Here is a 21,380-nt window from a genome sequence, read left to right on the forward strand (position 1 = left end):
CCTGCCATCGACCACGGACCCACGATGGCACGCTTGACCGCACGACTCCCTACCCTCTCTCCCATCGCCGCCGCCGCATGGCTGCTTGCGACGCACGCGCTGGCGCAGACCGCGCCGGACTCAGCGCAACTGCAGCCGGTCACCGTCACCGGCCGCGCGACGCCGCCTGCCAGCGTCAGCGGCTGGGGCGACATCCCGCTCGCCAAGACGCCGGTGCAGGCCAGCGTGTTCGACGCGGCCCAACTGAAGGACAGCGGCGTTCAGCGCCTGTCCGACCTGACGGCGGCCGATCCCGCCGTCAGCGATGCCTACAACGCCGAGGGCTACTGGGACTTCCTGACCGTGCGCGGCTATGTCATCGACAACCGCTTCAACTTCCGCCGCGACGGGCTGCCGATCAACGCCGAGACCTCGATCCCGCTCGACAACAAGGCGCGGGTCGAGATCCTCAAGGGCACCAGCGGCATGCAGGCCGGCACCAGCGCGCCGGGCGGGCTCGTCAACTACGTCGTCAAGCGCCCACTCGACGCGCCGCTGAGCTCGATCGGCCTCGAATGGCGCCAGCCCGGCACCGTGACCGCTGCGTTCGACCTGAGCCGGCGCTTCGGCGTCGACAACGCATTCGGCGTGCGCCTGAATGCCGCCGCCGCGCACCTCGACCCGATGGTGCGGGACAGCGAAGGCCGACGCCACCTGTTCGCGCTCGCGGGAGACTGGCGCGTCTCGCCCGACACGTTGCTCGAAGCCGAGATCGAGACCAGTCGCCGCTCGCAGCCCAGCCAGCCGGGGTTCAGCATGCTCGGCGACACGGTGCCGCCCCCGGGCGATCCGCGCCTGAGCCTGAACAACCAGCCCTGGTCGCTGCCCGTGGTGATGAACGCGACCACCGCATCGCTGCGCTGGCAGCAGCGGCTCTCCACCGCCTGGCGCTTCGTCGCGCACGCCGCCACGCAGCAGCTGCGCACCGACGACCGGCTCGCGTTCCCGTTCGGCTGCTTCGATCCGAACCCGGCGCCGGACGGCACCTACTACGCCGACCGCTACTGCCCGAACGGCACCTACGACCTCTACGACTTCCGCAGCGAGAACGAACGCCGCCGCACCGACGCGCTGGACCTGTCGTTGCAAGGCAAGCTGCAGACCGGGGCGATCGCCCACACGCTGACGGCCGGCGTGCTGCAGTCGCGGGTGCGCAACCGCTTCCAGCAGCAGGCCTACAACTACGTCGGCACCGGCAATGTCGAGGGCACGCTCTTCACGTCGGCGGACCCGTCGCTGACCGACGAGAACACCAACCGCGGCGAACGCTCGACCGAGCTTTACCTGCGCGACGCGGTGGCGCTCACCGACGCCGCCACGGCATGGCTCGGCGTGCGCCACAGCCGCATCGAGCGCGGAAGCGTGCGCACCGACGGCTCGCGCCCGACCGACTACGCGCAGTCGTTCGTCACGCCTTCGATTGCGCTCAGTTATGCGTTTGCCAGGGATCAACTGGTCTATGCCAGCTGGGGCCAGGGCGTCGAGTCGAACGTCGTGACCAATCGCCCGCGCTACAGCAACGCCGGCGAGGTCTTCACCACCAAGAGCCGCCAGGCCGAAATCGGCCTGAAGGGCGCGAGCGACGCGTTCGACTGGAACCTCGCCGCCTTCGACATCCGCCGCCCGCGCACCCAGGACTTCGGCAGCTGCGATGCCGACGCCACCTGCACCACTCGCCTGGACGGCTCCGCGCACCACCGCGGCGTCGAAGCCAGCGCCGGCTGGCGCCGCGGCGCCTGGGCGCTGCGCGGCGGCGCGCAGTGGCTGCGCGCGAAGGTCGAGGGCAGCGCCGATCCGACGATCGACGGCAAGCAGCCCACGAACGTGCCGCAGCGCACGCTGAAGCTGCAGGCCGCCTACGACGTCGCCGCCCTGCCCGGCCTGAACCTGCAGGCCGGCCTGGTGCACGAGAGCGCACGCATGGTCCTGCCCGACAACAGCGCGAGCATCCCCGGCTGGACGCGGGTCGACGCGGCCTTGCGCTACGAGTCTCGGGTGGCCGGTGTGCGCACCACCTGGCGTGCCGGCGTCGACAACCTGTTCGACAAGCGCGCCTGGCGCGAGTCCCCGTACCAGTTCAGCCACGTCTACCTGTACCCCCTCGCACCCCGCACCTTCCGCCTGTCGATGCAGGTCGACCTCTGACCCGTTGTAAAAGCCAGCTATAATGCGAGGCTGTTCCTCGATAGCTCAGTTGGTAGAGCGCCGGACTGTTAATCCGTAGGTCCCTGGTTCGAGCCCAGGTCGGGGAGCCAAGACAGAAAACGAACGAAGCCCTCAGGTTGAACGACCTGGGGGCTTTTTTCTTGATGAGCGCGCTCGGGTCGGAGTCAAGTTCGGTCGATTGCATGGAGGCAAAGAATGGGTCGTCCACCAGCTGAGTCGGTTGATACAAAGCTGAGGGCCATTGCGGCAATCCTGGAGGCCACAAATCTTGACTCCCTCAAAGCGGCACAGGCGACACTGTTGCCACTTCTAGGCTTGAATCTAAAAGAGACGGCAGCGGCAATCGGCAAGGATCGTCACTGGACATCGCGAGCGAGGAATAGGTTCATGCGCGGACAGCCGCCGCCAGCAGCGCATGGAGGTCGGCGCCGCTCACTCGTATCCGAGGATGCAGAAGTGGAGCTCTTGCGCAAAGCCATCGCTCAGGATGGTGCCACCTGGTTCTCACGGGTATCTGTTCGGACAGCGTTTCGAGCACTGTTGGACGCCCAATCACCTGACGGCGCGCCCGGTGAGTCGACGGTTTCGGAGATTTTGAGTCGGGCAACCGCCAAGCTCTTTCCCGGACTCTCGGTCGCACAGCTCAGTTCGATGAGCGCCGAGATCGCAAAGAAGTGGCGGGTGGAGGAAGTCCTGCGCAAGCGCGCCTCCGAGATTGACGGGTCGTGATGCCACCAGATTTATCGCACTTGATCCAGCTACTGCGCCAAGACGGCCGGCCGACAGTAAGCCTTGAAGCAGGGCATGTCGCGCTGCACCTTCGAAAGGCAACTGATGACTACGACGCCTCAAACGACGGCGGGCGACTCCCAACCAAGCGCTGGAACACTACGTGCCGTAATCGAGGCCGCACGCCCAGTGCTGCGGATCGATGGACTTCGCGCTGAGACCTGGCGACGCCGTATGGGGGATAACCCGAACGATTTCCGACTCGGTCCTTGGCGCGCGGCAGACTGGAGCATCCTGGATGAGGCCGTGTACAGAGCGGACGGCCAAGTCCTCTACCTGCTCACTGACGGCTCGGGTTCAATTCGGTACGTGGGCGAAAGCAAAGGTCGCCTTCGTACTCGGTGGCGGACCCCTCCTGTTGCCGGTGCCGACTCGTCGGAACGAAATTCGCACCTCTTCCACAACATCGCTTGGCCGAAAATCGAAGCTTCCTTTGCACAGAATCCGTCTGCGGGCCCATTCTTTGTAGCGGTCATCGGACTGAAGGCAATGGAGGCAGTGGTGGCCGAATCTCCGGAAATCGCCAACTATGTGGCTAAACAAGAGGCCCAGGGGAGTCGCAAGCACTTGGCTTGGCACCTGAAGACATGGCTGTGCGGCCAGCATTCGCTCCAACGTGACCTGTGGAACGTAGCGAAACGCCGACGGGTTCAATAGTTCAGAGTAGAGGGCCGAGAACTTGGGCCTTAAGGGGTCAGGTGCTCACTTCCTCTGCTCCTACTATTTAAATGCTACCGACGACTGAGCGCCACGGGGACGTAAACAAACGAAGCCCTCAAGTTAAACGACCTGGGGGTTTTTTCTTTAGGATCGCGAGGGCGGCGCGGGGATTAGGCAGTTGTTGCCGGCGCCAATCCCGTAAGCCGTTTCAGATCCTTGGCCTTCAGGAACGGGACGAGGTCGGCCACGAACTGTTGCTGACGGGCGAACGCGTTCTTCGGCGCTCTGTCGATAGAGGACACCCGAAACAGAATGCCGTCGGGGATCTGTCCAGTCAGAAACGCCCTAATCTGTGCGACTCGTCTGTCCAACTGACTCTTGACGACCTGATCTCCCTGCGTGAACCAATACGTGACAGGTTCATGTCGCTCTCGAAGAGTGGTCTCCAGCCGGACAACCGCCACAGGTCCGAGCGGGGTCGCTAAAGAGCCCTGTGACAGCGCCTCAAGCTTGAACCCCTGTGCGGGATAGCAAACCTCGGGTTTGTGCGCAGTCAGTCCGCCCGTTTGATCCGCCCCGTAAGCCACCGACAACATGATCCCATACCCATCTCTACTGAGATAGGTGCGCGTGAGGACCTGCCCATAGAGCTTTCTGATCAGTTCCACCGTTGCAGGATCCAGAACCTGCACAGGTTGATTCGGCATCGGTGCCCATTCGCCGAATTGCTCAGGGATCGCGGTGTCTAAGATGATCGGTGGCGGCTTCGTCGGGTCCACGGGCCCGGGCCTAAGAGCAAATGACGTCGCTGAGGTCGCGCACATCGCCACGCCCAGGGTGATGGCTCGTCGGTTCTTGTTCATGGCATCTTCCTAACGGTTTGAGGCATTCTGCACGATCATTGGCTCGTAAGGCTGTCTTATGCAGATCGTCCTCTCGAAGAAGTGCAAGCGATGCCATGGAAACGGAACCATTGTTCAGTTTTTGGAGCTCTCACAAGCACGCTTCCTCAATCAATCTTCAATCGATCCAGATCTATGTATCGTTCTTTGCTCCGCCGCACCCGAGGAACGATAAGTCGAGCGCGGCGATCCTGATACAAACGCATGGCGTCAGGGACGGGCGTGTATGCCTCACCGGGCACTGCATCGTCCTCGCAATACCTCCCTTAAGCACGAACAATCATGTCTGATTCACCCCAGAAGACTTGGCCACCCCAGGTAAAGGAAATCTACGACTTTCTAGCGAAAGAAGTCCAGTGGGCATTTGCGCGGTGGTTGCTGTTCACGCAGCTCTACGACCATACGGAGAAGCGTGTCGACCTCCTAAACGAGGTTGCAGGAACGTTCTTCCATAGCCTGCAGTACGTGATGATTGACGAACTGTTGCTTAGCCTCGCGCGACTTGCTGATAAATCGAAAGGCACGGCTTCCCTCTTGTACATGCAGAAGCTTCTGGAAGGCAATGAGTCGAAAGAGTTTGCTTCTAAATGCTCTGTCGCGCTCATAGCGTTTGTTTCGCTAGCAGCGCCATTCAAAGAGCATCGGGATAATCTGATCGCGCACTATTCGATAGAGCAAGCAAAGGGACTCACTAAGCTGCCGGACATCTACTACAAGGACATCAAGAACAGCCTACTAGCTGTCGAGGCCTATCTCAATCTGATCGAGGTGTACTACGAGGGCATCCCGATCGGCTATCAACACGTTGCTCTGCAGGAGGATGGCGAAGCTCTAATCACCGTGCTCAAGTGGGGCCTCAAATACAAGAAGAAGATGCTCGCGGCGGAGACGCTATTCGAGGAGCCGGACGAATGGGACGATGCGTAGCCAATGAGCGATGCAGCGCTCGTTGCCGAGCTCCTAAGCAGCTGCTTTGGCTCCAGACAACACATCCACCCCAGGGCTGCCTATGTTCGAATTGCCACTTAGAGCCGAATGCCCTTCGCGGTTTGGTAGAATGCTCGGCTCATCGTCATCGCAAATTTGGGCGTATACCGCAAGCTACTGTTATTGTCGGTGGTTTCGAAATATAGTTGAGGAGACTCGCTTTCATTGAAAATGGTATGAGTGAGGATTGGTCCCTTGTTTACGATCACACAATTACAAAACGACCTGGATTCAAGAACCTCTAACGCCACCAAGCGTCCAACCTCAATGCGGTCAGCGACCATCCCTATTGGGTATACTGGATACGTATCGATACCGGTTAACGCAACCTGCGAGTTATCAGCACCAACGATGCCAAGTCGACGAATCAGAAGCGTGTCACCGACGTAAGACTGAACAACTATAAAAATAGGAACGAGATCGACGTTCTCGTTTAAAACTGTTGCCTCCCAAAAAACGTAGGTTAAATCCGTATATTTTGCAAAGCCGCCATCGCGGAACGAAATGATTTCGTACCCTCCACCAAAAGCGTTTCGTATAGTCCGTGGCCATATCACCAGCCGCTTGCTCTGCTTCGCAATAGAAGGGATGCGAAGGCTGCCGCCATACCCGGAGCGACTGAATAAGGCGAATATTGCCCGCTTCGGGAGTCGACGGACGCGGCAGAAAACAATGCCGAGATCTTGTTCACAGCATCGCCGCCGCTTCCGCCGAATGCCACTTTCCCCAGAACGCTCGATGTACAAGTCCTAATGTCGTCGCCATAGCTGAACTGTATAAAGCCTGAATTTACGGATATCCAGCCGACGAACGAAGCGGGAAAGTCCTTTAATTCCGGCGTCTCGCGCAACATCGCGATTAGTGCTTCTGGCTCAATAACATCTGCCGTCTCGAAGCGAGTGGCGAGGTTTCGAATCGCGACTCCTGCTCCGACCAATGATCCCGTCCATGCGATGGCAAGTTTTGGTCCTATTACACGTATTTTCTGTCGCAAACCGTGTATGCCCCAACCCGAGTCACCGAAGAAATCAGTAACATCTCCTAGTGTTGGAATATAGACGGCCGAACGCTTCTCAGAAGTGGGGCCGGACAGGATCAAGTCCCCAACTATTACTGGGATACCTCGCGGAGCCATTGCTACGATGAGCGTCACACTATTTTACTGAGAAGTAATGCTGAATTTGAGCGCCTATCGAGCCTTCTCCGGGTCGCGTCGATAAGTCGGCACCACAGTTCGACACCTCTGATACACCTGATGGAGCGCCTGTTGCAGGTCTTGCGGGCTAAGGGGGTGCCTCGGTTCATCAAGCAGCCACGCCAAAGCCTTACCACCGAAAACCCCCAGCTCGGATCTAGCCTTCCGTCGATCGTTCACATACCACCCGGGCAATGCCAGCACCGGTGTCACGAAGACCGGCTTACCGACCGCACTCGCCATCCATTTCGACAGCCACTTCGCTTGTCTCGTGGCCTGCTCTAGGGGCTCACTCGTTGTCCAGTGGGGGAACCTCAGCGCTTGATCGTCCAGCACAACTGTCGCCCCGTCCCTCCCTTTCATGTCCCCGGGCTTGGTGTAGCCCTTCGTTTCGACCGCGAAAACACCCTGAGCCGAGATGACGACGTGATCGATGTTGAAGTTCTCCGCGGGGAAGTCATGGAACACCCGAGCGCCGCTGAGCATCAGCTTGTCCAGCTCTTGGCCGACAGCTAGCTCGGCATCGAAGCCAGCTCTTAGGTTGTCGATGCGCTCACCTGACTTGATCATCTTTCGGATGACAACACCGATGATGAGCAAGCCGGCTCCGATATACAACGGCATCAAAGGGACCATCCTTGGGAGCCCGATGACATGTCCTTGCGCGAGATAGACAGACAAAAAGCCCATCGGCATCAGGCTGAGAAGCATCACATCCCAGATCAGATCGGTCATTGCTTCATCAAGCTGCTCCCTGACGGTGTGTCCCGGGGTCCGCAAAAGGTCGATGCCGATCGGGGATCGTCCTCGTGCGCGCCGTCGTCGCTTCCTCAAGATCAGAAACGCGATCGCCAGTCCTGGCCCGAGGGCAAACGTAGCAAGGACTCCGAGAACGAGAGCGGTTTGAATTGCGAAGGCAGTCATCTCATCAGGAACGGATCGCCGCTCGCAGTTGCTCCAGAGTCAGCCACGGTCGGTTCGCATGCACCACTCGATGGCAGTTGGCGCACAGCAATGCCAGATTGTTGATTTCCATCCAGAAGTGATCCACTGACCCCGCTGATTTCCATTTAAAACTGACCCACGCAAGAACCCTAACCTGCTGCTTTGAGTGGCAGGGAGCAGTAGGAGTGATTGACGTGGCGACACTGAGTGTCATCAGGCGGTGGGCCCTGCGCGAGCAGCTGTCCATCCGCGAGATAGCCCGACGCACCGGCCTGTCTCGCAACACCATCAGGAAGTACCTTCGGGCCGGTACGGTCGAGCCCCGGTACGCGAAGCGCGCGAGCCCGAGCAAGCTCGACTCGTATGCCGACAAACTCTCGGGCTGGCTCAAGGCCGAGGCGACCAAGTCGCGCAAGCAGCGGCGAACGTTGAAGCAGATGCACGCCGACCTCGTCGTGCTCGGCTACGCGGGTTCCTACAACCGCGTCGCTGCCTTCGCCAGAGCTTGGACCGCGCAGCGGCACGAGGTCGAGCAGACCACTGGACGCGGCACCTTCGTGCCCCTGACCTTCGGCGCGGGTGAGGCCTTCCAGTTCGACTGGAGCGAGGACTGGGCCGTCATTGCCGGCGAGCGCACCAAGCTGCAGGTTGCGCACTTCAAGCTCAGCCACAGCCGGGCGTTCCTGCTGCGGGCCTACCCGCTGCAGACCCACGAGATGCTGTTCGACGCGCACAACCACGCCTTCGAGGTGCTGGGCGGCGTCCCGCGCCGCGGCATCTACGACAACATGCGCACCGCCGTCGACAAGGTTCGACGCGGCAAGGAGCGCGACATCAACGCGCGCTTCCAGGCCATGGTCAGCCACTACCTGTTCGAGGCCGAGTTCTGCAACCCCGCCTCCGGTTGGGAGAAGGGCCAGGTCGAGAAGAACGTGCGCGACGCTCGGCACAGGCTGTGGCAACCGACGCCTGCGTTCCCGACGCTGGACGCCTTGAACGACTGGCTCGAGCAACGCTGCAAGGCGCTGTGGGCCGAGATCAGCCACGGCAGGCTGCCCGGCACCGTTGCCGACGTGTGGGCGCAAGAGAAGGCGTTCCTGATGGAGCGGCCTCGCGCCTTCGACGGCTTCGTCGAGCACACCAAGCGTGTCTCGCCGACATGCCTCGTGCACTTTGAGCGCAACCGCTACAGCGTGCCGGCGTCGTATGCCAACCGCCCGGTGAGCCTGCGGGCCTATGCCGACCGGCTCGTGGTCGCGGCCGAGGGCCAGATCGTGTGCGAGCACGTTCGCATCATCGACCGGCGCCACGACACGAGCGGCCAGACCGTCTACGACTGGCGCCACTACCTGGCGGTGCTGCAGAGGAAGCCGGGAGCGCTGCGCAACGGCGCGCCGTTCGCCGAGCTGCCCGAGGGCTTCCGGCGGCTGCAAGGCTCGTTGCTCAGACAACCCGGCGGCGACCGGGAGATGGTGGAGATCCTGGCGCTGGTGCTGCACCATGACGAGCAGGCCGTGCTCGCCGCGGTGGAGCTGGCGCTGGAAGCCGGCGTGCCGACGAAGACGCATGTGCTCAACGTGCTTCACCGGCTGCTCGACGGCAAGCCGCCCGCGCCGCCGGTGACCGCGCCGCAGGCTCTGCGCCTGGTCAACGAGCCGCAGGCCAACGTGCTGCGCTACGACGCGCTGCGGGGCAAGGCCCAGGCCGCTGTGCACGCCTACGCGGCCAAGGAGAACTGCCATGCGTCATGACCCTGCGAGCGCGGCGATCGTGATCATGCTGCGCGAACTCAAGATGCACGGCATGGCGCACGCGGTAGCGGAACTGGCCGAACAAGGTGCACCCGCCTTCGAAGACGCGCAGCCGGTCCTGTCGCAGCTGCTCAAGGCGGAGACGGCGGAGCGCGAGGTGCGCTCGGTGGCCTACCAGTTGAAGCTGGCGCGCTTGCCCGTCTACCGCGACCTCGCAGGCTTCGACTTCGGGCAGAGCGAGGTCAACGAAGCACTGGTGCGTCAGCTGCACCGATGCGAGTTCCTAGAGGATGCGCAGAACGTGGTGCTCGTCGGCGGGCCGGGCACGGGCAAGACGCACCTGGCCACTGCGCTCGGGGTGCAGGCCGTCGAGCATCATCATCGGCGCGTAAGGTTCTTCTCCACGGTCGAGCTGGTCAATGCGCTGGAGCTCGAGAAGGCCACGGGCAAGGCCGGTCAGATCGCGCACCGGTTGATGTACGCCGACCTGGTCATCCTCGACGAGCTGGGCTACCTGCCGTTCAGCGCGTCAGGCGGGGCGTTGCTGTTCCATCTGCTGTCCAAGCTCTACGAGCGGACCAGCGTGGTGATAACGACCAACCTGAGCTTCAGCGAGTGGGCCAGCGTGTTCGGCGATGCGAAGATGACGACGGCGCTGCTGGACCGGCTCACGCATCATTGCCACATCCTGGAGACCGGCAACGACAGCTACCGCTTCAAGAACAGTTCAGCCCAACCAACCCAACCCAAGAAGGAGTCCAAGACCAAGAAGTTATCCACAACGTGAGCCCGCGGGGCTCAAATACGGGTGGGTCACTATTGAATGGAAAAGGCGGGTCAGGATTACGTGGAACTCAACAGCCTCGCCCACGGGATAGGACTTGCACTCCTTGTCGACAACATCGAAACCGAGCCTCTGCAGCGAACGAAAGCAGAGCGAAGCCTCTCCGCCCTTGAACGCGTAGGGTCCAAACGGCGTGCCGGACAGTTCGTATAGGGCGAGCCCGACGACTCGCTTTGGCGCGTACCTCTTTCCGTTGAGCAAGAGGTCGTACTTGGTCGACTCGGAGAACCCGCCACCTTCGCCAGCATCAACTCGCTGCACTGCGGCAATGACGTGCTGGATCTGCAACTGCTTCATCAGCGTACGAGCTACTTGCGGTGTTGACACACGAAACTCCTTCAACTCAATCTCTTCTGACGCGTTGACGTCAGAGATCATCCGCCGTTGATGCCGAGGGGCGGAACCTTCGACACCGTGACAGACAGTTGGTATTCGAGCAACTCAACGTCCTTGATGCTTGAGCATGCGAGGCGCAAATCGTCCGACATGTTTCTGCATACGATGATTCCCCTCACCCTCTGACCAGTTTCGGCGAGATTCATGCGCACCCAGTTCACGTAGCGCAAGAGTTGCCCCACGACTCGGTCATATCCCTTTGAAACCTTCAGCTCAATCACTACAAGCGCGCCTGTTTTGTCAACAGCAAGGATGTCAATGCGCCTTCCGCCACCCGCCTCGAATTCGAGGCCTTTGATTCCATCATCCTCGTACAGCATCAGCCCCTGTTCGATGCAGTTGAGGTTGTCAGCAAGATAGCGCTGCAAGTCCCTCTCAAGGAGGAACTCAGTGGATCCAGGTGAAGCCTCGCCGTCCTCCTCCCCTTCCGTCGCAGTCAACTCCTCTTCGATTGCAACGTCGCCTTGGACCAGCTCGTGAATGGGTGTCGGATCCTTGCCTGGTTCGTATAACCGGTATTGCCCAGACGCGACCTTGAACAGCAGATCATCCGTGGCATTGGTAGACGGGTGATGCAGCCGACTAGGGTCGTTGGTCGAAGCCTGGACCAAGTGAGCGCGGATGCTGTTTGGCTTCAACTTAGGATAGTGCTCTGCGAACCAGGACACCGTTCGGCTGCTCGTGAAGACCTGGCCGGGCTGAAGCCCCAGATCGGCGAGCATGTCCTTGAGTAACGCCCGCGTCGGCTTCTCATAGATTGTTTTCGGCACAGTGATCGCTTCCAAGAAAGTCGAGGCGCACTTTGCCCCGTGTTGATTCGCAGTGTGGTGATCTAGGCGTGAGGCAGGAGAGCTGCGATCGCCAACGCCTCCAGTTGCAGTCGCTGCTCGAACTTACCGTAATTCGAGAAGTGAAGGTGCGAATACACCGTTCGGGAACCTTCGATGTAGAGGATGCCGAGCGGCCCCGAAGTCGCACGCGCCTCGTTCGGTAGCCAAGGGAAAGCGCCGCTTGCCCGCATAAGTCGCCCGACGCCTGCTGAGACGAAGATGTACTTGGATTTGCCGCGAAGAATGGCGGAATTGAGTCTATTCAGATGCGCGGGATCGAGATCTTGAGGAGCAAGAGCGCTCCTTCCGACAGTTGGGACATGAAGCAACTCAGCAAAGGAAACACTGTCTGCATGAGCCTGCGTAAAGCCGATACGGGCGAATGCTCGGTGGTATCGGCGGCCATCACCACAATAGCTAGGCAGTAGGAATGGATGGTGCACTCCGTACCGACGCCAGAACGCCGCGCCATCTCGGTGGTACTCCAGCACGCTGCGAAAGCAATCCGAGTGCTCAAGATCGCGGGCGTAGTTCGCGTCGAGCCCGACAAAAAGGAAGGTTGCGGCTTCGGGCTCGACTCCTTGATATGGTCGATGTCGAAACACGTCTCTAAGTTCTTGGCTTGGGTGCAGTTCATACATGCGAATGGGCGTTTGTCACTCACTGATAGGGAAGCTAGCTTCTTAGCGAAGCTTCATCTGCGCGTCATGTCTCGATCGACTCTGGTCTGGGTTTGAGACTCACCCAAAATCCGGAACCGTCTTGCTGCGTCACGACTAGGTCAGGATACGTTCGCACCATGTCTGAGAGCGCGGAATGTCCGAAGGCCTTCGGCGAGAACGCTGGATCAGTACGCTTCATGTATTGCCCAAGAGCACCAAGTCCCACTCGACCATCCGGCGTGTCTGCTGCCAGCAGTACGACTGCGCTGATCAAGGCCTTCGGACGACGTTTGGGCAACGGCTTCGCAGCTGCGATCTTGGGCTTTGCCGGGTCGGACGGCTCTGAAGAGGGCTCCGGGGGCACCCACTCGAAGAACTGATCGCTGGCATTGCGCAGAGCATCTGGGGTCTTGGCCTCTCCGACGATATGAACCGTCGCCCCGCGCTCACGCAGTTTCCGGCAGAGGTACGCGAAGTCGGAGTCGCTTGTGACCAGGCAGAACGTATCTGCGCGATGATCGAACATGGCCTCCAACGCATCAAGCGCGAGCGCAATGTCGGCAGTGTTCTTGCCTGGGGCGTACTGGTATTGAAGGCACGGCGTGAAGGCCAACCGGACCAAGGCCTCTTGCCACTTGTTGGCCAGAGTCGAATGATTGCCGTATCCGCGGCGCAGCACAACGCGTCCGAACTGCGCGACTACTCGGAGCGCGTGCTCAAGGATTTCCGGAGTTGTGTTGTCACAGTCCACCAGGACTGCAACCTTCGCATCGACACTTGACGGCTGCTTCATCGAAGATCGAATGTCAGCCGAAGAGCGGTACCCAAGGTGCCACTTCTTCGTGCGGAACAAAGGTGGTGAACTTTCGCGCCTCAAGCTCGTTTCGCTTATAGAAAGCTCGCGGTGCCAGCAGGACAGTCTCCCACTGGTGATAGCTCTCGTACTTCGGATTGCCAACCCAGGCTTCCGCCCGTGCAGCACAGACGTCGGGTTGAAAGGGTGTGAACGAGCCTGTCGCGCGCTTGTTCTCAATGTGAACCCCAAGTCGACCTCCCTCGGCTCCCTCAAGCACTACGAGCACGTCCGTCTCCCCCTCCCGCCACACGGACTCGAGCGCACCGGTAACGTGGTTGGGGAGCAGCAGCTTCACCTTTCCCCATGCGTAGTTCGCGCGAGACCAATGCCACCGCGAATAGGTCTGTCCGTGGGCTAGCCTGTTTGTGAGCCAGGCAAGGAATGCGCTGTTGTCGCGCAATTCAGCATCGAATGCTTGATCAAGTTGCTTTTCGCTAGGCATTGCTTCGAATCCCCTACACCTTCTCGCGCAGTCGCTCGACTCGCGGCCGAAGCTGATTCACAAAGGCATTGATTGCTGTGGCTAGCCAGTCCCGTCGCTCGTCGTCGCTTCTAAACTCGCTCCAGCCTCGTGAAAGTTCAAGAGTCTTCCCTTCCTCGTAGATGGCGCCCTCTGGCAAAGCTCCCAGAATCTGGTCAATTTCGGGAGCAATAGCACGCAACAGCTCTGTCCGCGCAACCTCCTGACCACTAACAAACACGCCAAGGGTCGCCTTCGCCCCCGTGGTGCGAAAACCTGTTATCCAGGTACCTGGCCACGGCAATGAACCTCTAATGTTGTGCGGCCAGCGATATCGAAACGCCGGCTGTTCAGGATCATCCAGCGGGGCAATTAAGACCGGACCCCACCACGCCTCAGCTTCAGCGTGCACCTTTTTTGCGGCCTCAGCTGCCGGCGAGTCCTGGGGGTCTTCGTTCTCCGACAGCTCGTCTACCAGCTCCAGTCTTCCCTCGTGAAGTACAACGACGCTTCGTTGGATGATCTGAGTGCGAGCAACGCACCGAGGCTGCACGAGCAGAGCTTTGCCTGGACCCTCATAGAGGCCAACCTCGAACATTCCAAAAGAGAAGCCACTTGTTGCATTTCGGTTGATCAGTTCCCCCATGGCCTGGACATCCTCGCGAATGCCATCTCCCGCAATGAGCAACAGGAAGCGACCTGCTCGCAGCGCCTTCGACACTGAATCGGCAAAGCGTTGCTCCACGAGATCGGTATGGCTAGCCTTGATCAAGTCGAACACGACATTTCCGTGCAGCTTGGTTCTCGCACTCACCTCACGCTGCAAATCTGCATACGACCACCTCGACAGTTCCTTCGCGTAGTCGAGGATTTGCGCGACGACTTTCCGGCGAGATTCCGGGTTACTCCAAAGCTTGCATTCAACGAGTGTCAGTCTCCCGCGTCCATCGATAAAAACATTGTCGATGTATCCCGAACCGACATGCATCTCTGTACAAACCGGAGTCAATGGCCCGAAGCTTGAATCGATGTCAGCAATGGGTATGAGTCTCGGATCGCTCTGCAATAAATCCCGCAGCCACGCCTCGTTTCGACCTCCAATGTCTCCGAGCGGCAACCGGGTCCATAGCTCAGTGGCACCCGTTCGATCAACATGGAGAAATTCGCCATACGACATCGTTGCCTCCGTTATAAAGACCGCGGGCCGCGCACTCCAGGGGAAGAATGTTGCAGTGGTCCAGGGACAGAGCTTGCTACTTCAGAACTCGGCAGTTGCCGAACTCGCAGCGCATCGATAGCGCATCTCCGCTTTCGCATGCCACGCTGTAGGTTTCGAAGCCAGGGCCTTTGCCGGTCAGGACCGCTCGCGGGATAGCACTGCACGACTGCGATTTCGCCAGCCGCTCTGCGTTGAATCCATCCTGCCCACCCTTCAAGCCCTGGACAGAAGCCGGTGAAGCAGGTGAAGGTGGTGAAGGCGCGGCGATAGGCGGCGCTACGGCCACCGCCACGGGAGCGGGCGGAGGCGGGGCGGGAACGGGTGCCGCGGTTGTAGCTTGGACTACTGATACTTGCGGCGATTGGGTCACTCCCCCTATCGATGACATCATGGACACCGAGATCAGGTCGGGATAGTCATATGCCGAGCCCGTACCCACATCAATGCCGACCCCGATGAGTCCGCCGAAGATGATGTTTCCGAACGCCATCGCCTTCGTCGTCGACTTCACCGATGCCACGCCTGCGGACGTCGGGTGCACACAGTTGACGCCCATGTTGCCGTAAGCCCTGTGGACCACCACTGACCCGGGCGTGGTCGTGTACCACTCCCCTTTGCTGTTGGTCAGCGTGCATCGCGCTCCGACGACGTCCGTGTTGTCGGCCGCTTTGGCGACCACTGAGACAGGTTGATTGACGCCGTTGACGATCGAGGCGCACCCCGACGCGAACAAGACGGCCGCAAGAGTGAAAAGGCTGCGAAAGCGCATCGGGTCTCCCTTTGGGAACTGCATTGAAGGGATAGACCCGCATCCCCACTGACCCGGGGAATGTATCTGACTGTGTCCGTGCGCGGCCCCCTAGTACGAGGGGTTAATCGCAACAAGCGCGACTAGATGCGAGAAGTCGCGGATCAGCTGTCGTGGAGTCGTTCGAACAGCGGCCGTAAACGAAGACCATCCCTACAAAGGCGACGCGTAGCTTTCAGGCCTTACCCCCCGAAATCGGTGGTTGGCAGTCAAGAGAATCGCCCAAGAATCGAGTTGAACTTCATCACTGAGGCAGTCATGACGACCGTCCCCTTCCCTGGTCCTGGATCGCTCAATAACCTTGCCTTTGCGCCAATAGTGACGGCGATTAAGGCGCTCTATGGGATTGCGACTGACGTCAACGCTTTCATTGACAAGCACATTGAAGAGATGAAGGCCTCGGCGAATCCAACCGTCTCACGAACCGGTCGTGTTCTGGAGATGGCCAAGCTGGGTTTCGGGCTCGCCTACGTGAGCTCAGTCACGATCATCGCAGTCGGGCAGTTTCTGTTGGGCAACACGCTAGCCGCGCTCTCAACGATGGCGACTGCCGCCACCCTGAGCAATCCCATCGCGATGGCATGCGCAGCCATCGGGGCGATCGTCTATGGATGGACGGCGCTATCGGACCAGGAGCGGAACGACATCCTGGCGCAACTCTCTTCCGGTCTCGAAATCGGCATCCAACTGATCAAGTCAATCATCGCCTTCGTGATCGCGCAGACCAAGGAAATGTTCGACTCGAAGTTCACTAAAGACCTCAAGGCCTTCATCAGCGACCAAGCCGCCCTCTTCGGACGGAGCTTGTCGGATGTCACTCACCTCACAGTCGACATGATTAGCGACGCAGGGTTGGCGATAAAGCGACATGCGAACATCGCCCTTGAAGAGACGCGAAGTGTTGCAGTGTCTACGAGTACCAGGGTGGGGGAAGTCCTGACCGATGCAACAACCGCTACGGGCAACGCCATGAGCAGCACCGTTGACGCAGTAGGCGAGACGGCAAGAAGGGTCTACAAGAGCGGCAAGGAAATGATGCAGCGCGTCGAGAAGGCCCCGAAGCTGCCCGATAAGCCGTGATGCATACGGTCCTACTGCATGGCTATTGACACTCGCGACTACCACCGCGATCGCATTCGTCGACACCAGGGCTACGAGGAGCGAGCAGACTTCCGGCGAGAGCTTGGTCGTCCTCGAACTTGGGGCAAAGGTACCGAGGAGCGCACCACTCCCGTCGCACTTGTAGTCGTACTGGTGCTACTGATTGTCCTTGTCGTACTAGGACTTCTCCGCCTATGGCTGCGACACTGAGTCTTCAGGCTCTGGACCGGGCGCGGTGACGTGCGACCGCGCCAGTGACGATCAATCCTGCTAGGAGGAGTGCGTAGGTTTCCGGTTCCGGCACAGCAGGCGTGAACTCGTTCGGCGAAACGGTCAGGGTGAAACTGTCAAAAGCAAAGGTCGTTCGATAGGGAGTCGTCGCTTGAATGCCGATACCGAGCGCCAGGTCACCGTTCAAGAGCGCTTGATTGTAGAAGTTCGTCACGTTGTACGAGAAGGTCTGGCCCACTTCAAGCAGGCTGTTGCCTTGTCCATCGTTGCCGGTCGAGAAGCTCGCGAACTCCTGACCGAATTCGTTCGATCCGGGATTGTCAAACGGGGGTGCGTTTACGCCTGGTAGCTTGGCTAGGTTGTCGCCCGCATAAACGCCCAGATAGACAGTAGACGAACCTGGCAGGCACTCTGAGCTGCCGCAGTAAGCTCCAGCCAGTCGGAAAGACACGACGGCTTTGCCGAACGTTTTCCCCGCCAGATCAAACTCTGAGTGACCGAATGCAGTCTGGCTCCCGAGGGTCCCCGCGCTGGCAAAGCCTATTGCCGGGCCATCCCAAGGATAACGATCCCCATCGAAATAGTAGGTGTAGGTCAATCCGTTCGTGACGGACTGAGCCTGCGTCGAAATCGGCAAGGAAGTCGAGAGGCCAATCGCGCAAATACTGAGGAGTTGCAGGGAGGGAAGTTTCATGGGTACAGCTAGAAGTTGCCAACGCACGCATGATGCACTGTGGCTCGCCGTGGAGAAACCCCCTCCATGCAATGGCGTTCTATTCTAGGGATGTGCACAGCGCGCGCTACATCAATCCATGCCCGGCCCGCATCCACTGCCTTACCCCACAAGCCAAAGGAGCGTCACATTGCACATCGATCTTCGCATCACCGCACCGGCTCTTCTCGTTGCAGCCGCAGTTGCAGGAGGCTTGTATTGGTACCACAACACACAGCTCGGACCAACTACGAAGGTCGACACATCGGTTCTTACGCCGGAAGCTCCGATCGTCATCTCGACAAATGGGGGCGAGCTCACTGTTGCGACCGTGAAGGCAAAAGAGCGGTTCAGCCGAGAGTCCACCATGGAGGTCTTCGGGCGAGAGCTACCACTCGGACGGACAAAGTCGCACGTTCAGGCAAGCGTCACCTACCGCTACTACATCGAGATGGAGAAGAAGTGGCCGGTCTCGATCAGCGGCAAGACGGCCGTCGTGAGATCACCGGAGATCAAGCCGTCCCTGCCCGTCGCGTTCGACACTGCCACCGTCGAGAAGTACACGGAGAGCGGTTGGGCCAGATTCGACAAGAACGAGAACTTGAGGGAGCTTGAGAAGACAATGACCGGGCAGTTGCAGGCCCGTGCATTGAGTCCTCAGTACGATCAGATCGTGAGGGACGCTGCAAGGGTGACTGTGAAGTCATTCGTGGCCACTTGGCTGCTCGGGACGAGGCAGTGGGGGACCGAGCCTGAGTATCGGGTGATCGTAATATTCCCAGGTGAACCCGCTCCTGAGATGACCGCCAAGCCTGCGCCGATGTAAACGTGGAAGCATTTATGAAACTGTCGTCTTCTACAAAGCCTGCTACTTGTCCCACCTGCGGGAGCGACAGCATCGCCACGATCATGTACGGCTATCCGTCGAGCATCGATACTGATGCGATTGCACGCGGCGAGATCATCCTCGGTGGCTGTACGGTGCACGATGAATCTCCCAGCTGGAAATGCAACGCGTGCGGTGCCTTCATGCACCTTAGCATTGAACGGAATTGACCCTCTTGTTGAAACCCTCTGGAACCGTCGCCATGAGCAACCTTGTCTTTCGTACCGCGTTGCGCGAACGCGCCGATCTTCTTGAAGCCGAGGCTCAGAAGCTTCGAGCGCTTGCCGACGAGATGTTTCCCCTCACTGAAGCCGAAAAAACGACGCGAGAGATCGAGGACGACGATCGCGTATTTCTCGCGTTCCTGTTGCGAGTCCATCGCGCAATCGAGCTTAGCCCCCACATGACAGCTGCGGAACTCGCCCGCTCTATGGGCTTGCCTGACAAATATCCATCGCCCGGATCGAACTACTTCAGCATGGAGCTGCTCAACTACCTTGAAAGATTCGGTATGGTCACTTCGAATCGGCACGAGAAGCCGTTCACTTGGGTCGCCAGGCCGATTCCAAAGCTGCCGGTAGAGCGCATTCTTGGCTCCACCGATTGATGCTTGCACGTTCGCCAGCCAGACGACGGAGTCGACTGCGGCATCTATGACTTCGAACTACGTGTGTGAGCTCTTCCGCTAGGCACCGGCCACATGGCCCGCCGGGATGCCCTGCCGTAGCCATTCTAAAGCGGCCTCGGCGGGCTCCAGCCCCTTCCAACGATCCTCACGCTGCAGTGCCTCGGCCACGTTGACCAAGTCGCCGGGGCCCACTCTTGGCCACTGCTGGTGCAGCTTCTCGGCGCACCTCCACGTCCACTCGTGCGGGTCCATCTGTCGCTCCTGATTCATGTTCATGAGCGCCTCATCGTATCGTATGTGCTGTATGGATGTACAGTATTGCGATGGAGCCCGTGAAGACCCCCTATCGTTGCCGTCTATGCGGGTCTGCCAGCTACCGCCGATTGACCCACCGAAGCGACGTGGGAGTGATGACGTACAGCGGCCTCTATCGCTGCAGCGGGTGCAGTGCGACCTTCGCGGACCCTGCTGCATGGCGTCAGGCAGAGGCGCAACCGTCAGGCACTCCGGCGTTCGCGCATAAGGGCGTTGGAATCGGTCCATCGGATCACTCCGGACCAAAGCCCGAGCTGCTGGCCACATGGGGCGCGAAACGAGATGACGTGCCTGACCCAAGCACCTACGGGTACAACGTGACGGACCAGAAAGCGATCCAAGAGGCGGCCGCGAGGGCGAATAGGTACAAGGGCAAGAAATAGTGCGAAGTGCTTAAGCTTCCCCTCGGGGTCGACTCGTCACTCCGCACGAGCGATCCATGCAATCAGCGATGGCTATTTGGATGCGGTGCCCTAAGAACTCAGGTCGCGAGCAACGTAAGCGTGCGCTCATCCCGCGGCCTGAAAAAAACTCACGCTGCGGTCTGGCGAAGTGAATCTAGGTGAGCAGCTGCGGTCTTCTTACCGAGAGTCTTCAGCGCAGCAATAGCCGCAAGGTGCTTCTGGCGCGGGATTGCACTTCCGCGCTCCCAGTTGTAGATCGACTGGCTAGTGGCGCCCACTAACAGTCCCACGTCACCCGCAGACAGGCCCAGGCGCATGCGCTGCGCTTGCAACGTCTTCGGGCTGAACCGCCGAATTCGCGGTGCAGAGTCCTCAAGCGCCTTCGGAGCAGCCGCCGGCACCGCCTTTCGAACCTGCTTGAGGGCCTGTTCCGCAGCTTGGGCTCGCCGCTTCAACGATGCGATCTCGGCACGATGGCCGGCAACCGCCTTCTTGAGCGCCTCGATCTCGACGCGGACTTCCTTTCGGGCAATTCGAGCGAGTTCGGCTTTCAGCGAGGCGGCAAAGTTTGGCATGGGCAAGGCGCTGTGCGGGTTGCAATGGAGATGCCCGAGATTAGCACCGGCGGAAAACTAGCAAGATTCCTTAAACTATCTGCTGCGAATCTTGGACCACCAAGAACGAAATCGCAGCGTCCTTGCTGCTCGTCGTACGTCCACCAGAGACTTGCCAAGTCGCTCAACCTCCGACGACGGCAGAGCCCCTTCGCGCAAAACTAGTTCCGCTGCATCCCACCGGCCTTGCCGGATCGCAATGTGAAACTCGAACGAGTCGGCGTCACGCTCACCTGGAAAGTCCAATTTGAACTGATCGAGGTAGGTCTGCGCATCTGCAAGGTTGCCCGAATGCAGTGCGTACTCGATCTGCTCTAGACGGTAGCGGGAAAGATTCGGCTCAATCGCGCGTGCAGCAGCAATGTCGCGGACTGCGAACGTGCAGTTTCCAATCTGCTGATGAGCACGTGCGCGCAAAGCCAGAACCTGAGTGTTATTCGGTTGGGAGTCAACAGCCGGATTGAGAGATGCAACTACATCTGGCCACCGAAGCGATTTCCCGTAATCGAGGGCATCCGCAGGAATGCGCATATCCCCATGCTGAAACTCGTGCAGCTCCACCGCGATGTCACCGATCTGAATCGTCCGAATCGGGTCCACGATCAGGTCGTCGCCTCGCTTCATGATTCCAGTACGAAGCTCACGGGTGAGGTCTGCCTTCACTTTGCTCTTCGCCGTCGCGTCCGCTGGATCGACCTGATAGCAATACCGCAGCTGCACGATATACAGCGATAGACCCGAACGCAGGTTCGTAAGGTGGTGGGCAAACCCTTGCTCACTCTCGCGGAAGAGCGCTCCGACGACGTAAGGGCACCCGGCAATCACGAGTCCTTTGCCCTCCAGTTCCTTTGGCGAGTGCCTTGCCGGGTCGAGCATCTCCATCGCGGATCCTGAAAGACAGAACGTCTCGATCCTGCCTTAGTCCCCGTCGCTAAGCAATCGGTGTCCTTTGCCCTGACGGCGCCCCCAGTTAGCCGCGC

At 59.7% G+C, this 21,380-nt stretch carries 22 protein-coding genes and 1 tRNA gene; 9 read left to right on the forward strand and 14 right to left on the reverse strand.

Features of this window, described 5'->3' with window-relative positions; translation table 11 throughout:
• Nucleotides 1-24: 24 nt before the first annotated feature.
• The 3 genes from ACWH49_RS25170 to ACWH49_RS25180 all read left to right on the forward strand — a co-directional run bounded on the left by ACWH49_RS25170 (nt 25) and on the right by ACWH49_RS25180 (nt 2,934).
• Nucleotides 25-2,184, forward strand: a complete 2,160-nt coding sequence (locus tag ACWH49_RS25170; RefSeq protein ID WP_448173923.1) for a TonB-dependent siderophore receptor — start codon at nt 25-27, stop codon at nt 2,182-2,184.
• Nucleotides 2,185-2,218: 34 nt separating this feature from the next.
• A tRNA-Asn gene (locus tag ACWH49_RS25175) sits at nt 2,219-2,294 on the forward strand.
• A 376-nt stretch (nt 2,295-2,670) separates the two neighbouring features.
• The gene (locus ACWH49_RS25180) at nt 2,671-2,934 is read left to right on the forward strand and encodes a hypothetical protein (RefSeq protein WP_448173924.1); all 264 of its coding nucleotides are present in this window, start codon (nt 2,671-2,673) and stop codon (nt 2,932-2,934) included.
• Between the two features lie 890 nt (nt 2,935-3,824).
• Here ACWH49_RS25180 and epsI read toward each other — a convergent pair.
• Nucleotides 3,825-4,517 carry an exosortase-associated protein EpsI, B-type gene (gene epsI / locus ACWH49_RS25185; protein WP_448173925.1) on the reverse strand — a complete coding sequence of 231 codons (693 nt, stop codon included), beginning with the start codon at nt 4,515-4,517 and terminating at the stop codon, nt 3,825-3,827.
• A 321-nt stretch (nt 4,518-4,838) separates the two neighbouring features.
• Between epsI and ACWH49_RS25190 the strand changes: the two genes are divergently transcribed.
• Complete coding sequence (locus tag ACWH49_RS25190; RefSeq protein WP_448173926.1) at nt 4,839-5,483, forward strand: AbiU2 domain-containing protein; 645 nt, start codon at nt 4,839-4,841, stop codon at nt 5,481-5,483.
• 613 nt (nt 5,484-6,096) lie between these two features.
• Here the strand turns inward: ACWH49_RS25190 and ACWH49_RS25195 are convergent.
• On the reverse strand, nt 6,097-6,642 hold the full coding sequence (locus ACWH49_RS25195) for a hypothetical protein (RefSeq protein ID WP_448173927.1): 546 nt from the start codon (nt 6,640-6,642) through the stop codon (nt 6,097-6,099).
• 90 nt (nt 6,643-6,732) lie between these two features.
• Nucleotides 6,733-7,662: a nuclease-related domain-containing protein gene (locus ACWH49_RS25200; protein WP_448173928.1), complete on the reverse strand. Its 930-nt coding sequence runs from the start codon at nt 7,660-7,662 to the stop codon at nt 6,733-6,735.
• Nucleotides 7,663-7,868: 206 nt separating this feature from the next.
• On the opposite strand from ACWH49_RS25200, the gene istA reads away from it, so the two are divergent.
• A complete protein-coding gene (istA, locus tag ACWH49_RS25205; protein ID WP_448170694.1) occupies nt 7,869-9,434 on the forward strand; it encodes an IS21 family transposase in 1,566 nt (521 codons plus the stop codon).
• Nucleotides 9,424-10,221: an IS21-like element helper ATPase IstB gene (gene istB, locus ACWH49_RS25210; RefSeq protein ID WP_448170693.1), complete on the forward strand. Its 798-nt coding sequence runs from the start codon at nt 9,424-9,426 to the stop codon at nt 10,219-10,221. Before istA ends, istB begins: the two co-directional genes overlap by 11 nt.
• Here istB and ACWH49_RS25215 read toward each other — a convergent pair.
• The 7 genes from ACWH49_RS25215 to ACWH49_RS25245 all read right to left on the reverse strand — a co-directional run bounded on the left by ACWH49_RS25215 (nt 10,207) and on the right by ACWH49_RS25245 (nt 15,470).
• Nucleotides 10,207-10,656: a hypothetical protein gene (locus ACWH49_RS25215; protein ID WP_448173929.1), complete on the reverse strand. Its 450-nt coding sequence runs from the start codon at nt 10,654-10,656 to the stop codon at nt 10,207-10,209. The genes istB and ACWH49_RS25215 overlap by 15 nt on opposite strands.
• The gene (locus ACWH49_RS25220; protein ID WP_448173930.1) at nt 10,653-11,459 is read right to left on the reverse strand and encodes an endonuclease NucS domain-containing protein; all 807 of its coding nucleotides are present in this window, start codon (nt 11,457-11,459) and stop codon (nt 10,653-10,655) included. Before ACWH49_RS25220 ends, ACWH49_RS25215 begins: the two co-directional genes overlap by 4 nt.
• A gap of 47 nt (nt 11,460-11,506) precedes the next feature.
• Nucleotides 11,507-12,145 (reverse strand): hypothetical protein, encoded by a 639-nt coding sequence (locus ACWH49_RS25225; RefSeq protein WP_448173931.1) that lies wholly within the window; start codon nt 12,143-12,145, stop codon nt 11,507-11,509.
• A gap of 64 nt (nt 12,146-12,209) precedes the next feature.
• Nucleotides 12,210-12,959 (reverse strand): NYN domain-containing protein, encoded by a 750-nt coding sequence (locus ACWH49_RS25230; RefSeq protein ID WP_448173932.1) that lies wholly within the window; start codon nt 12,957-12,959, stop codon nt 12,210-12,212.
• 13 nt (nt 12,960-12,972) lie between these two features.
• Nucleotides 12,973-13,464, reverse strand: coding sequence for a hypothetical protein (locus tag ACWH49_RS25235; protein ID WP_448173933.1), 492 nt, complete (start codon nt 13,462-13,464; stop codon nt 12,973-12,975).
• Nucleotides 13,465-13,477: 13 nt separating this feature from the next.
• Nucleotides 13,478-14,659, reverse strand: a complete 1,182-nt coding sequence (locus ACWH49_RS25240) for a hypothetical protein (RefSeq protein ID WP_448173934.1) — start codon at nt 14,657-14,659, stop codon at nt 13,478-13,480.
• A gap of 76 nt (nt 14,660-14,735) precedes the next feature.
• Complete coding sequence (locus tag ACWH49_RS25245; protein ID WP_448173935.1) at nt 14,736-15,470, reverse strand: hypothetical protein; 735 nt, start codon at nt 15,468-15,470, stop codon at nt 14,736-14,738.
• A 297-nt stretch (nt 15,471-15,767) separates the two neighbouring features.
• Here ACWH49_RS25245 and ACWH49_RS25250 point away from each other — a divergent pair, with 297 nt between their 5' ends.
• A complete protein-coding gene (locus ACWH49_RS25250) occupies nt 15,768-16,589 on the forward strand; it encodes a hypothetical protein (protein ID WP_448173936.1) in 822 nt (273 codons plus the stop codon).
• A gap of 235 nt (nt 16,590-16,824) precedes the next feature.
• Here ACWH49_RS25250 and ACWH49_RS25255 read toward each other — a convergent pair whose 3' ends face one another.
• Nucleotides 16,825-17,535, reverse strand: coding sequence for a PEP-CTERM sorting domain-containing protein (locus ACWH49_RS25255; protein WP_448173937.1), 711 nt, complete (start codon nt 17,533-17,535; stop codon nt 16,825-16,827).
• Between the two features lie 169 nt (nt 17,536-17,704).
• Between ACWH49_RS25255 and ACWH49_RS25260 the strand changes: the two genes are divergently transcribed.
• Nucleotides 17,705-18,379 (forward strand): hypothetical protein, encoded by a 675-nt coding sequence (locus ACWH49_RS25260; protein WP_448173938.1) that lies wholly within the window; start codon nt 17,705-17,707, stop codon nt 18,377-18,379.
• Nucleotides 18,380-18,641: 262 nt separating this feature from the next.
• Nucleotides 18,642-19,046 (forward strand): hypothetical protein, encoded by a 405-nt coding sequence (locus tag ACWH49_RS25265; RefSeq protein ID WP_448173939.1) that lies wholly within the window; start codon nt 18,642-18,644, stop codon nt 19,044-19,046.
• 78 nt (nt 19,047-19,124) lie between these two features.
• Here ACWH49_RS25265 and ACWH49_RS25270 read toward each other — a convergent pair whose 3' ends face one another.
• The 3 genes from ACWH49_RS25270 to ACWH49_RS25280 form a co-directional block, all read right to left on the reverse strand.
• Complete coding sequence (locus ACWH49_RS25270) at nt 19,125-19,343, reverse strand: hypothetical protein (RefSeq protein ID WP_448173940.1); 219 nt, start codon at nt 19,341-19,343, stop codon at nt 19,125-19,127.
• A 571-nt stretch (nt 19,344-19,914) separates the two neighbouring features.
• On the reverse strand, nt 19,915-20,361 hold the full coding sequence (locus tag ACWH49_RS25275) for a helix-turn-helix domain-containing protein (RefSeq protein ID WP_448173941.1): 447 nt from the start codon (nt 20,359-20,361) through the stop codon (nt 19,915-19,917).
• A gap of 75 nt (nt 20,362-20,436) precedes the next feature.
• Nucleotides 20,437-21,282, reverse strand: a complete 846-nt coding sequence (locus tag ACWH49_RS25280; protein WP_448173942.1) for a tetratricopeptide repeat protein — start codon at nt 21,280-21,282, stop codon at nt 20,437-20,439.
• Nucleotides 21,283-21,380: the final 98 nt, after the last annotated feature.

Source organism: Rhizobacter fulvus (assembly GCF_964020785.1).